This window comes from Dokdonia ponticola, assembly GCF_042653865.1.
Taxonomy (GTDB): Bacteria; Bacteroidota; Bacteroidia; order Flavobacteriales; family Flavobacteriaceae; genus Dokdonia; species Dokdonia ponticola.
In genome coordinates this window covers 462,635-475,358 of the sequence record NZ_JBHSFV010000001.1, presented here as the reverse complement: position 1 = coordinate 475,358, position 12,724 = coordinate 462,635, and the positions used below count along the sequence as shown (strand labels likewise).

Annotated in this window: 9 protein-coding genes; 5 read left to right on the top strand and 4 right to left on the bottom strand. The window is 35.8% G+C overall.

Annotation, left to right across the window (positions count from 1 at the left end):
• The first annotated feature begins 243 nt into the window (after positions 1-243).
• Complete coding sequence (locus ACFO3O_RS02190; protein ID WP_379976896.1) at positions 244-2,982, top strand: ATP-binding protein; 2,739 nt, start codon at positions 244-246, stop codon at positions 2,980-2,982.
• Between the two features lie 173 nt (positions 2,983-3,155).
• Here ACFO3O_RS02190 and ACFO3O_RS02185 read toward each other — a convergent pair whose 3' ends face one another.
• Together ACFO3O_RS02185 and rpsO are read right to left on the bottom strand one after the other, a co-directional pair.
• On the bottom strand, positions 3,156-5,399 hold the full coding sequence (locus tag ACFO3O_RS02185; RefSeq protein ID WP_379977238.1) for a polyribonucleotide nucleotidyltransferase: 2,244 nt from the start codon (positions 5,397-5,399) through the stop codon (positions 3,156-3,158).
• A gap of 281 nt (positions 5,400-5,680) precedes the next feature.
• Entirely contained in the window at positions 5,681-5,950 is a 270-nt protein-coding gene (gene rpsO / locus ACFO3O_RS02180; RefSeq protein WP_379976895.1) for a 30S ribosomal protein S15, read from the bottom strand.
• Between the two features lie 272 nt (positions 5,951-6,222).
• Here rpsO and ACFO3O_RS02175 point away from each other — a divergent pair, with 272 nt between their 5' ends.
• Together ACFO3O_RS02175 and ACFO3O_RS02170 are read left to right on the top strand one after the other, a co-directional pair.
• Positions 6,223-6,798: a hypothetical protein gene (locus tag ACFO3O_RS02175; protein ID WP_379976894.1), complete on the top strand. Its 576-nt coding sequence runs from the start codon at positions 6,223-6,225 to the stop codon at positions 6,796-6,798.
• A gap of 102 nt (positions 6,799-6,900) precedes the next feature.
• Positions 6,901-7,734 carry a hypothetical protein gene (locus tag ACFO3O_RS02170; protein ID WP_379976893.1) on the top strand — a complete coding sequence of 278 codons (834 nt, stop codon included), beginning with the start codon at positions 6,901-6,903 and terminating at the stop codon, positions 7,732-7,734.
• Between the two features lie 110 nt (positions 7,735-7,844).
• Here the strand turns inward: ACFO3O_RS02170 and ACFO3O_RS02165 are convergent, their stop codons facing one another.
• Together ACFO3O_RS02165 and gldA are read right to left on the bottom strand one after the other, a co-directional pair.
• Positions 7,845-8,678, bottom strand: coding sequence for a bacteriorhodopsin (locus tag ACFO3O_RS02165; RefSeq protein ID WP_379976892.1), 834 nt, complete (start codon positions 8,676-8,678; stop codon positions 7,845-7,847).
• Positions 8,679-9,352: 674 nt separating this feature from the next.
• Positions 9,353-10,246 carry a gliding motility-associated ABC transporter ATP-binding subunit GldA gene (gldA, locus tag ACFO3O_RS02160; protein ID WP_379976891.1) on the bottom strand — a complete coding sequence of 298 codons (894 nt, stop codon included), beginning with the start codon at positions 10,244-10,246 and terminating at the stop codon, positions 9,353-9,355.
• A 487-nt stretch (positions 10,247-10,733) separates the two neighbouring features.
• Between gldA and ACFO3O_RS02155 the strand changes: the two genes are divergently transcribed.
• Together ACFO3O_RS02155 and ACFO3O_RS02150 are read left to right on the top strand one after the other, a co-directional pair.
• Positions 10,734-11,552 (top strand): prephenate dehydratase, encoded by an 819-nt coding sequence (locus tag ACFO3O_RS02155; RefSeq protein WP_379976890.1) that lies wholly within the window; start codon positions 10,734-10,736, stop codon positions 11,550-11,552.
• Entirely contained in the window at positions 11,549-12,691 is a 1,143-nt protein-coding gene (locus ACFO3O_RS02150) for a pyridoxal phosphate-dependent aminotransferase (protein ID WP_379976889.1), read from the top strand. The genes ACFO3O_RS02155 and ACFO3O_RS02150 overlap by 4 nt, the downstream gene beginning before the upstream one ends.
• Positions 12,692-12,724: the final 33 nt, after the last annotated feature.

Here is a 12,724-nt window from a genome sequence, read left to right as displayed (position 1 = left end):
GGCCTATAAAAGCATTGAAATAGGATGAGAATATAAAAAAGGTGACCATAAAAACCTGTCGGAAAATGCCCATAAGCTGTGTTTATAGAAAGATTTTAGGGGTTGTTATTTCTATTGTACGCTTTCGCGAAAGCATATTAAAACCCATGTCATAGGTGTATTAAGACTCTGATAAAAATTAATTTAAAACGATATTCTAAAAAAAACATTAAATTGCAATACCCCTAAACATAATATTATTTAATGAATTCGATACTTAATCGGCTTTTTCAAAAGTCAACAGTCATTGAAGCGACATCAATTGACTCAACTGATCCCTATCAGGAATTCTTAAAACATTTTTATTTTCAAGGAATCGACTCTCAAAAGCTTGATGTCTTAAAAAAGAAAATAAATAATGTTGATTTCAATCCTGACTCTGAAAAATCACATTATCAATTAGTACAATGTTATCTAGAAATAGAGCATTATCTTCTTTTTCATGATGTAGGATTTTTAGGTAATGCAGCATCACTTCGCTCAGAATTACAAGAATTTTTCCCATTAATAGCGAGTTTTCAACCATTTTCTGTTTTATATGAAGATGGATCTGCCGAAGAGATTGCTCTAGCTCTCTTGTTTTCAGACTATTTACACAAAGCTGCAACAGCACATTGTGGTTCTGTTTCAGTGCTTGAGCCAGCTTTTATTTTGGATAAGAAAATAAATCTTGATCTCGTAAATGATAATATCGTCCACTATCTTTCTTGTAAGCGGAAGATTCGGGAATATATAGAGACACTCTCCATTGAAATACAGCGAATTTGTGAGGAAAAAACGATTGTAAACCCATTTGATGAATGGTTTTCACAATTTACGGGCTTCTATCAAAATGTAATGGCTTCTGATAAAATCATATACTACCTGCCTGAGAAAGCACCTTTAGCCTCATCTGCAACCATTCCAATCACTTCTGACGTTACATTAGATAACTCAACCAGTACACTACAATCAAATGAAATCCAGACGCCTAGTGTTACTTCTAAGGTAGATGCTTCTCTATATGAAGCAATGTTTGAAAACATGCTCGATGGCGCGATTGTTTTTGAAAGATCTGGAAAGATGATCCTTGCCAATGAAAGGGCACGAGATTTCTTCACTTTGTCAGATGTAGGTGCAAATGAAGAAAATATTTTTAATTTACTTCCGGCTGAGATTTGTCAAAGATTAAAAGAAGATGTAGAGGATCAAACTCACAAGAAAGAAAAAAATATTTTAGGTAAAAGAGAAGAAATTCACTTGTATGGACCCAATGGTTCTCTTGAGTATTATGAGATTATAATTTCAAATAACTATAACAAAGGAGACGATACTTATAGTATATATCTTAAAAATATCACTGAGAAAAGAGATAGCTTAGATGTTTTGAGTAAGCAAATGGAGCATGTCCAAAAAGCAGCAAAAGCAAAGTCGACGTTCCTTTCTAATATGAGTCACGAGATACGCACGCCACTCAACGTAATTCTCGGACTTGCAGATATTGTTAAAAAAAATGACAATGCAGATACAGAGCAATTTAAAAAAAATATTGAAGGCATAGACTTCTCTGCAAAAAGTTTATTATCTATCGTAAATGACATCCTAGATTTCTCAAAAATTGAAGCAGGTAAACTATCTATTCAATCCTACAATTACAACATAAGAAAAGTAATCACCTCTTTATCTGAAGGTTTTAAGACAAAGGCCAATGAGAAAGGAATTCTACTTTATACAGAGATTGATCAAAACATCCCTGATATTGTTGTGGGCGATCAATATCGACTTAATCAGATTCTTACAAATCTTATTGGGAATGCCATAAAGTTTACACACGAAGGTAAAATAGGTATTATTGTAACACACAAAGAACTTTCAGAAGATCAGCTTGAAGTACATTTTGAAGTAAAAGACTCTGGGATTGGGATTCCTAAAGACAAACTGAATCATATTTTTGATAGTTTTTATCAGATAGAAGAAGCGGGACATTCAAAATCTAATGGAACGGGACTTGGGTTAGCAATTACACGAGAACTCATTAATCTTCAAAACGGAACACTTACAGCATCTAGTATTGAAGGTAAAGGATCTAGTTTTTCTTTTAAACTCCCACTTACCAAAAGTAACTTACAAAGTACCGAGGAAACAATCAAAACCCACAAGCGTTCTGAGAAACAACTTGAAGGATTGCGAGTGCTTGTTGCAGAAGATAATACGATGAATCAATTCTATATCAAGCAGCTTATGAACCGTCTTGGTATTGAGGTGGATATAGCAGATAACGGGCAAGAAGCAGTCGCTATTTATACCCAAAAACAAAATGGATATTACAACCTCATACTCATGGATATGCACATGCCTGTATTAGGTGGTGTAGACGCGATCAAGAAAATAAGAGCTTCTCATAAGGACGCTATAAAAAAAGTACCTATAGTTATGTGTACGGCAGATGTTTTTCCAGAATCTAGAAAAAATGCCATAAAAGCAGGTATTGACTTTTACCTTACAAAGCCTGTTGATGAAGATGCCTTAAAAGAAGTACTTTACTGGCTTGTATCTGATGAAGAAACAAATTTAGATGAGGTGAATACTCTAAAGAAAGAGGATACGCACAGTACTACGGTAAATATAGCTAAGCTTAAAGAAACTTTTGATAATGACGAAGAGTTTATTGTATCTCTGCTAGAGGTGTTTATTGCAGACACTCCAGATGATTTTAATAGCTTAAGCACATGTGTTGAAAGGAAATTTTATCCAAGAGCTAGTGAGCTTGCACATAAGTTAAAATCTAGCTTTATGAATCTGGGGATGACCCATCAAGGGTATTTGTTACAGCAAATAGAAAAAAATATTAGTACAGGCGAAGGCGTTCAGACAGGTCTAAAATACTTTGAGCAGTTTAAGAAAATATATACAAAAACACTTCTAGATGTAAATATAAAACTCATAGAACTCAAACGTCTGTAATCGTTTAAGTCTTCAAATGTAGCAAGTATCAGGTTGTTTGTTGTAACATACGAAGTACGCTTTCGCGAAAGCAAAAAAAAAAATCAGCTACCTACTAAAAGATAGCCGATTTCTATATAGAATCAGTGGTGAGTATAGTAATGCCTCACAACCAATAATTCATGTGTGCGAGATTAATCCCTGTTACGATTACGGTCTCTGTTATCGCGACCACCGCCACGATTATCACGACTACCGCGATTGTCTCTTCCACCACGATCATTATTTTCTCTTGGTGGACGCGCTACATATCCTTCAGGTTTTGGAAGCAAGGCCTTGCGAGATACTTTTTCTTTGCGAGTTCTAGAATCAATACCAAAGTATTTCACCTCTAGTTCTTCTCCCATAGAAAGTACATCAGAAGCATTTTCTGTGCGCTCCCAAGCAATCTCAGAAACGTGTAATAATACTTCGTTTCCTGGCGCATCTAGATATTCTACAACAGCACCAAAATCAAGCATCTTGATTACTTTTACCTTGTAGGTGTTTCCGACAACAGGCTTGAACGTAATAGAATCAATCTTTGCTAAAACAGCATCGATACCTTCTTGTCCAGTACCTAAGATTTCTACCATTCCTTCTTCTGTTACAGGATCTTCATTGATCACAATAGTGGTCTTAGTATCCTTCTGTAATTGCTGAATCACTTTTCCTCCAGGTCCAATAAGTGCTCCAATATATTCATTTGGAATACGAACAGAAACCATTTTTGGTGCATATGACTTCACATCTTCGCGAGGTGCTTCAATAGTGTCGGTTAATTTTTCAAGAATATGAAGACGACCATCTCTCGCTTGTTTTAAAGCATTCACAAGAATCTCATACGAAAGTCCTTTTACTTTAATATCCATCTGACAAGCAGTAATACCATCTGCCGTTCCAGTTACTTTAAAGTCCATATCTCCAAGGTGATCTTCATCTCCAAGGATGTCTGAGAGAACTGCATATTTTCCTGATTCTGCATCAGAGATAAGTCCCATAGCAATACCAGAAACTGGTTTTTTCATTTGGATACCTGCATCCATCATGGCCATAGTTCCAGCACAAACAGTCGCCATAGAAGAAGAACCGTTAGATTCTAATACTTCAGAAACAATACGTACTGTGTATGGACAATCTTCAGGAACCATTCCTTTAAGTGCACGTTGTGCAAGGTTACCATGTCCTACTTCACGACGTGAAGTACCACGGATAGGTCTTGCTTCTCCTGTACAAAAAGGAGGGAAGTTATAATGAAGGTAAAAAGTCTCTTCTCCTTCATACGATGGCATATCAATTTGATTTGCTTCTCTAGATGTTCCTAGTGTAACAGTAGCAAGTGCTTGTGTTTCTCCACGTGTAAATATAGATGATCCGTGTACAGATGGTAAATAATCTATTTCACACCATATAGGACGTATTTCAGTAGTCTGACGACCATCTAAACGAAGTCCTTCATTTAAGGTAAGATCTCTAATAGCTGCTTTTTCGGCAGCACGGTAATATTTTGATACTAAATCTCCAAAATCCTCAAGTTCCTCTTCTGAGAAAGTAGCTTTAATTTCTTCTTTGATTTCACCAAAAGCAGCACCACGCTCATGTTTTGAAGAACCCGCTTTTGCGACAGCATATACTTTGTCATATGCCATATCATGTACCTTTTGCTTAAGGTCTGCATCTTCTCTTTCGGGTTCGTACTCGCGTACTTCTTTCTTTCCAAAAGCTTCTGCAAGGCGAACTTGAGCCGCGCACTGTACTTTTATAGCTTCATGTGCAAACTTGATAGCGTCTGCCATTTCTTCTTCAGAAATCTCATCCATTTCACCTTCTACCATCATCACACTATCTGCAGAGGCACCAATCATCATATCGATGTCAGACTCTTCTAATTGTGCGCGTGTTGGATTAATGATAAATTCTCCATTAATACGACCTACTCTTGCTTCTGAAATTGGGCATTCAAATGGGAAGTCAGAAAGTTGAATCGCAGCAGATGCTGCAAGACCTGCCATTGCATCTGGCATGACATCATCATCATGAGACATTAATTGGATCATCACTTGTGTTTCAGAGTGATAATCTTTTGGGAATAATGGACGTAACACACGGTCTACAAGACGCATGGTTAATACTTCTCCGTCACTAGGGCGTGCTTCTCTTTTGAAGAAACCTCCTGGGTAACGACCTGATGCAGCAAATTTCTCACGATAATCTACCGTAAGTGGAAGAAAATCTACATCTGATTGTTTGTAATTAGATACTACAGTACATAGTAGCATACATTTTCCTGATTGCACCACAACGCTTCCATGCGCTTGTTTTGCAAGTTTTCCTGTTTCGATAGAGATTTCTCTACCATCACCGAGGTCAATAACCTCTCTGTAAACCTTTGGAATCATATTATAATTGTTGTTTTTCATTCACATAAATCTAGAGTTTTACTTCGTATTTATGCGTTATTAGTAATTAAGAACCTACTGCTATACGGTACAGTAGCGTTCATTTTTTTGGGTCGTTGTGTTGTAGTTGTAGTTGTGGTGACCAATGAAAAACTAGCTCTTAAGCTTTCTCTGCCTCTTGTCTCTGAGGACTTAGTGCTGGGGTTCACTTTTGCCCTTCGAAAGGCTCAGGATACACTCCAGCGTAAAAAAGAAGGGGACTCGAAAGCCCCCTGAAAATCTTATTTTCTAATACCTAATTCTTTAATAATAGCACGGTATCTTAATACGTCTGTCTTGATTAAATAATCAAGAAGCGAACGACGCTTTCCTACCAGCTTTACTAACGAACGCTCTGTATTGTAATCTTTACGATTATTCTTCAAGTGTCCCGTTAGGTGATTAATACGGTGAGTAAACAATGCGATTTGTCCTTCAGCAGAACCTGTATCGTTTTTCCCTTTACCGTGTTTTTCGAAAATCTCTTCTTTAACTTCTTTTGTTAAATACATTCCAATATTATTTAAATGATTTTTATGTATATGATAGACTGTCTATCAGCGGGCAAAGATACGCTATTTTTAAGTAATACCTGTTTTTAGCTTAAAATATTATTTGATGCTGTAAATAGTCAGTTTTATAGCTCATTTTCCTTCTTTTATTTTTGTTTTGTTAAGAAAGAGGAAAAAATAATTTAAGTATATTTAGTGTTAGTAATCAGTGTTTTAAAAATAGGAAGATGAAAAAAAGTTTGTTGTTTATAGTATCAGTATTAATTTTTGTAATGAGTAATAAGGTCAAAGCTCAGGGATCAAACACAGATGAGAACATTCCTCGAGTGCGAGTGGGTGTTAAAATTGGTGTGCCAAACATAGTAGGAGGTAATTTGGAAATTGTGACGCCTCTTTTTGGAAACAGAATAGCGCCTTATGTAGATTATGCGACTTTTACTATTGATGCAGATGATTCTGAAAATGAATTAAATTATTTTGAAATAGGGAGTAATATTTATTTTAATTCATTAGGAAAAGGGATGTATGCTTCCTTGTCTTATTCTAGATTTCATGCAGATAGTTTTTTAGAAGGAGAGCGTACAATAGAAGGGCAACTCTTTACCGGAACTGCTTCGGGAGAAGTTGAGGTGAATACTTTTAATGTAAAGCTTGGGGCAAAGCTTGGTAGGAAATTTTATTTTAGAATAGAAGCAGGTTATGGTTTTGGAGATGTGCCACAACAGATCAGAATAACAGGTAATGTTAATGGTGAACCTGGAGTTGGCGTTGCAACAATTCCTGACATACCTGGCGTTTCAGATAACGGCTTGCTGATAGCTAATATGGGTTTTGGTTATTCTTTCTAATACTAAGCCCAAAGTAAAGAATATCATATCTTTTTTTAGTTAAGATTAAACGTTTTCTATTTTTTACGGTCTTAGCATTTGTAAACCATAAAATAGAATACCATGAAAAAATTTCAAATGACGAAGATGTTTAGTTTAGTAGTCGTTCTTTTTTTAGCATTTGCTTGCTCTGATGACGAAAATGAAACAACTGTAATTGATACGACACCTACCACAGCACAATTGACACTTGCCGCTCAGGTAGATATCACTGAAGATGCAAGTTTTGCTGTTGTTGATAATGCCTATATAGAAAACATTCAAGAGACACGTAGCACCGTATTAAATTCCTTTTTTACCGACTGTGCTACGATAACGGTATCTCCAAATGGAGATGGTAGCGGAAGTGCGTTAGTTGATTTTGGTGAAGGGTGTACCTTAAATAATGGTGCTTTAGTTTCTGGCCAAGTCGTATTAAATTATACTATTGTGCAAAATGAATCTCGTACGATTACCTATATATATGATAACTTTACATACAATGGGAACGAGGTATCTGGCGGAGGAACCGTTAATCGTACTTTTGAAAACGAGAATGGAAACCCGCAATCAGAAGTGACAGCTTCTATTGCTGTGTATTTTCCAACACAAGATGTAACAGCGACTCGTGATGCAAGCAGAACTCGTGAATGGATTGAAGGAGTAGGTTCTGGTACTTGGACAGATAATGTGTTTAGTGTCACTGGAAATTGGGATACTTCCTTTAGTAGCGGTTTTACACGTAGTGGAGAAGTGACGGAGGCTTTACGTAGAGAAGCGACCTGTCCGCATTTTGTAAGCGGTACGTTAGCTATTTCTCAAAACAATGTAGATGGTGTTTTAAATTATGGAGATGGAACCTGTGATAACATTGCTGTGATTACTATAGGGAATCAAGATTTTACGATACAATTGTAAATAGTAATCTCCATAAACTAAAAATTCCCTTGGGTACTAGATCCAAGGGAATTTTTAATCAAAACAAGTCATAAAAGACTTTTGAAAATGATATTCTTATTATGCTCTTATTATGCTTTAAGATCGGTTTTTTTACTTAGTTGTAATGCAAGATTACCTAACAATACACCGTAAATTACTTTAGAAGCAACATCTGCGATCGTATAAGTTAGCTGTCTTGCCATCACTCCATCTTCACTATATAAAAAACCATCGATACCCGTTAAATACGGCATGAGATATGCTCCTGGATATAACATCCAAGATACTAGAAATAATATCCAGATATTGGAAAGTATTTTTTGTCCAGCAGATGAAATACCTTCTTTACCTTCATTTATGACCTTTTTCATTACCCAAAGGATATGGAAAAAGAAAACAGAAGAGATTGCTCCCCATATAAAATATGCAGTAAGATTACTTACTTCGTAAAATTGTCCTATGTATCCTGTTATAATCATCATTGCTCCAGAAAACCAGAATTGATTACGTACAGAACTAAATTTTGATGAGGTTAAACTCACCACAAATAAAATTTGGAATAATAGCATGGGCACATCTATCAACCAATTGAGATAACGATATCCATTATTAAAAAGATCTCCTTCTGGATTTAAGAAGTATTTACCTCTCTCTGCATCAAAAGTAAAGCTCGTTGTCCAGTTTTGTGCTTGTGCATATAAAAGTAAAAATGCAGATACCATTACAACAGCAGATAAGATATTTGACATTTGAAATTTCTTATCTACATTTTTTATGGTAAGGATAAAGTAGAGCAAACCTGCAAGCATTACCGCGTATCCAAGAGTTAAAATATGTGATGTAAATTGATAAGCAATATCTGAAAATCCCTCGGTTGCCCCTATAAAATTTTCAAAATTTGCATTTCCTAGTTCTTGTGTCATGGCTGTTTATTTAGTTAGACGTTTATTAATTGTATACGTAAATATAGTATATAATTCTTTTTTGTTTACCCTATTTAAGAAATTATTAAACAAAATATAAAGTGTTTTTTGTCATTCTAAATAAGAAGTATGTAAAAGTTTCATAAAATAATCTAGTTTTAAAAACTTAAAAAATCAGGGTATTTCAAAGTTGAAAGCTATAGGAGAACTACTTACTAATTGACATAAGTTCGACAAGAATAATTAATTAGTGAATCTAACAGTATAATTAAACGCGCGTTTCACATAATTAACATGCAATCAGGTTATTCGTTAACTTTCTTTGGATGTCCACATCTAGGTTAGGTTCAGGTTAAAATTCAATGAGATCAAAATAAAAGATACTTTTTGTGGCATGTGATTTCTGTTTTAAACGATGAACTTATGGATTTTTGATTTCTTAGGTATTTTCGCTTAAAGCGAAAAATATCAAGGAGTTTTCACCGTCACTTCTTTTCGTCCAAAATGTACATCCTGTTGTAAGCTGGAGAAAAATAAGAAAGCATCATCTCGAAACTTATATTTATGATGATTGGAAAGAAACTAGAAATAAAGATCACTGTATTAGTTTATGAATACACTGTCATGGTATAAGAATATACCTAAGAAGCTTTAGCGAATTTACAGAAATACATTTATGTCGTTAGTTCCGTAAACAAGCTTTCCAAACTTGCATTCTTCTGATTAAGCTGTAAGATTTTGAGGTTATTGTCATGGGCGAAGTCAAACACTTTAGAGCGCATGTCTTCTTTAGTACCAAAAGTAACTTCATAAATAAAGTCATGTGTGTTTTTTACCGAGGTCACTTTATCTAATCTTTCTAAAGCAACAGTTTCCACACGATAATCAAACTCAACAATAACGGTTTGTTGTTTTTCCTCTCTGAGGTCTTGAAGTTTCTTGTCGGCAACAATTTTTCCTTTATTAATAATAATCACACGATCACATATCGCTTCTACCTCTTGCATAATGTGTGTGCTCATCAAAATAGTTTTTTCTTTTCCTATGGATGTAATGAGTCCGCGTATTTCTAACAATTGATTAGGATCAAGACCTGTAGTGGGCTCATCAAGAATTAAAACTTCTGGATCGTGTAGTAAGGCATTGGCAAGTCCGACGCGTTGTCTATACCCTTTTGAGAGTTGTCCTATTTTTTTATATGCTTCTGCAGTGAGACCTGTAAGTTGTATCACTTCATTCACGCGTTCTTTAGAAGTCTTATGGATGTTTGCATTAAATGCAAGATACTCCCGCACATACATCTCTAAGTATAAAGGATTGTGCTCTGGTAAATAACCCACAGATTTACGTACGTTTTGTGTGTCTGTTATTGTATTGTAATTATTGACAGAAGCCGTTCCTTCAGAAGGCGTGAGATACGTCGTTAGAATTTTCATCATCGTACTTTTTCCAGCGCCATTAGGCCCTAAGAAGCCAACAATTTCTCCTTTCTTTAAGGTAAAAGAAACGGTGTCTAGTGCTTTTTGAGCTTCGTAGGTTTTTGTAATATTCTTGACAACGATAGACATATTTAAGACTTTTTACAAATCTAACGAATAAGAATGGTACGTATTTTATAATGCATAGAATTTTGATTGTCAAATTCATAATATTTCACCTTAAAATTGAAACTATTGGAAAAAATTATAGAAAATATTTTTTTAATGTTGATTGCCTTATTTTTTTTTCTATTTTAGACCCAAACAAATTCATAATGTTTACAAATATTTATTACTGGAACAGCTATTTCTTTTTCTTCGGGCAGAAGAAATCGGGACGGTGATGGTGATAAATAACACTCAAAAACTCTTTAAAGTCCTGATATAATTATTAGGGCTTTTTTTTGTTTCAGAGCATTCCCGCGAAGGCGGGAATCATATAGTTGAGTGAATTGTTAGAAAACAAGATTCCCGCTTTAGCGGGAATAAAATAAAAGTCGAATGTGAGAGGAGATTCTCACTTTTATAATAAAAAAAGTCGAATGTGGGATGAGATTCCCGTCTTCGCGGGAATAAAATGAACATAGCAATTCAAGGTGTAAAAGGATCTTTCCATCATAAGGTAGCTCAAGAGTTTTTTGCGACAGATGTATCTGTGATAGAATGCATGTCTTTTCCTACCCTAGTAGATCAGCTCATTACGGGAAAAGCAACAGCAGCTGTCATGGCCATAGAAAACTCTATCGCTGGTGCGATCTTGCCCAATTATGCTTTGATAGATCAGCATCACCTTACTATAGAAGGAGAGTTTTATCTGGATGTGCAGCATAATTTGATGGCATTATCAGGACAAGACATGTCAGCGATTAAAGAAGTGTGGTCACATCCTATGGCACTTATTCAGTGTCGTGCATTTTTCACACAATACCCTTCTATAAAATTAGTAGAAGCAACAGATACGGCGGGAGTGGCTCGTCAAATACAAGAAGAAAACCTTACAGGAATTGCCGCGATTGCAAGTGCTACAGCAGCTCAAATTTATGATTTAGAAATTATAGCCCATCAAATACAAACCATAAAACATAATGAGACACGCTTTTTTATAGTAAGTACAAAAGAAAAACAACACAATGAAGCGTTTAATAAAGCTTCCATGTGCTTTACAACAGATCATAAACGAGGAAGTCTAGCAACCATTCTTAATGTGATGAGTGATTGTAAGCTTAACCTCACCAAAATACAGTCTATGCCTGTCATTGAAACTCCGTGGAAATATGCATTTTTTGTAGATGTGACTTTTGAGATGTACAGTGATTATGAAAAAGCAAAAAAAGTATTAGCTATTATGTCGACAGATTTTAAAGTGTTGGGAGAATACAAAAACCAAAAACGATGATACAACCCGCAAATAGATTACAAGAAACTAAGGAGTATTACTTTTCGCGAAAGCTTAAAGAGGTACGCGCGTTAGAGGCGGCGGGTCATCCTATCATTAATATGGGAATTGGAAGCCCAGATGTAGACGCACCTGCTACGGTAGTCGAAGCCTTAAAGAAAGGATTAGAAAATCCCAAAGCGCATCAATACCAAAGCTATACAGGGATTCCTGAATTGAGACAAGCGATGGTTGATTTTTATAAAAAACACTATCAAGTCACGGTAGATGCAACTACAGAGGTATTGCCTTTAATGGGTTCTAAGGAAGGGATCATGCATATTAGTATGGCGTTTTTGAATCCAGGTGACAAGGTGTTGATTCCTAATCCTGGATATCCTACGTATAGCGCTGTTACAAAGTTGGTAGAAGCTATTCCCGTTTTTTATGATCTAGATGCCAATCATCACTGGTTGCCGGACCTCAAAGCGTTACAAGAGCAGGACCTGAGTCAAGTGAAATTGATGTGGGTAAATTATCCGCATATGCCTACGGGAGCAAACGCTCAAGATGGTTTTTTTGAGGAATTAATCGCTTTCGCGAAAGCGAACCACATCCTCATCGTTAATGACAATCCATATAGCTTTATTCTAAATGAAAATCCAACATCCATACTGGCATATGAGGGAGCCAAAAAAGTTGCTTTAGAACTTAATTCCTTGAGTAAGAGTTTCAATATGGCAGGCTGGCGCGTAGGGATGGTTTTGGGGGATCAAACACATATCAATCATATCTTAAAAGTGAAGTCAAACATGGACAGTGGGATGTTTTATGGCATACAACAAGGTGCGATTGCAGCATTGCAACTTGATACGTCTTGGTTTGATACGATTAATGATATCTACAAAAAGCGCCGCGCCCTTGTTTATAAACTCGTTGAGAAATTGGGGTGTACGTATGCGGAGGATAGTGTGGGGCTTTTTGTGTGGGCAAAACTTCCTGAAGGAGTTGATGCAGAACAATTTATAGATAATATATTACTGGAAAAATATGTTTTTATAACTCCGGGAACTATATTTGGAACGCAAGGTGAGGGCTATATTCGTTTTAGTTTGTGTGTCACAGAAGATCAAATAAGAAATGCGATTGACCGATTTTAATCGCAGAGTGATAGCCAAAGATTCAATTCTCTA

What these genes read in the sequence shown, in the direction of transcription:
- ACFO3O_RS02155 (WP_379976890.1), top strand. Translation starts at nt 10,734, where the DNA reads ATGAACATAGCAATTCAAGGTGTAAAAGGATCTTTCCATCATAAGGTA.
- ACFO3O_RS02175 (WP_379976894.1), top strand. Translation starts at nt 6,223, where the DNA reads ATGAGTAATAAGGTCAAAGCTCAGGGATCAAACACAGATGAGAACATT.
- ACFO3O_RS02150 (WP_379976889.1), top strand. Translation starts at nt 11,549, where the DNA reads ATGATACAACCCGCAAATAGATTACAAGAAACTAAGGAGTATTACTTT.
- ACFO3O_RS02165 (WP_379976892.1), bottom strand. Translation starts at nt 8,678, where the DNA reads ATGACACAAGAACTAGGAAATGCAAATTTTGAAAATTTTATAGGGGCA.
- gldA (WP_379976891.1), bottom strand. Translation starts at nt 10,246, where the DNA reads ATGTCTATCGTTGTCAAGAATATTACAAAAACCTACGAAGCTCAAAAA.
- ACFO3O_RS02170 (WP_379976893.1), top strand. Translation starts at nt 6,901, where the DNA reads ATGAAAAAATTTCAAATGACGAAGATGTTTAGTTTAGTAGTCGTTCTT.
- ACFO3O_RS02190 (WP_379976896.1), top strand. Translation starts at nt 244, where the DNA reads ATGAATTCGATACTTAATCGGCTTTTTCAAAAGTCAACAGTCATTGAA.
- rpsO (WP_379976895.1), bottom strand. Translation starts at nt 5,950, where the DNA reads ATGTATTTAACAAAAGAAGTTAAAGAAGAGATTTTCGAAAAACACGGT.
- ACFO3O_RS02185 (WP_379977238.1), bottom strand. Translation starts at nt 5,399, where the DNA reads ATGATTCCAAAGGTTTACAGAGAGGTTATTGACCTCGGTGATGGTAGA.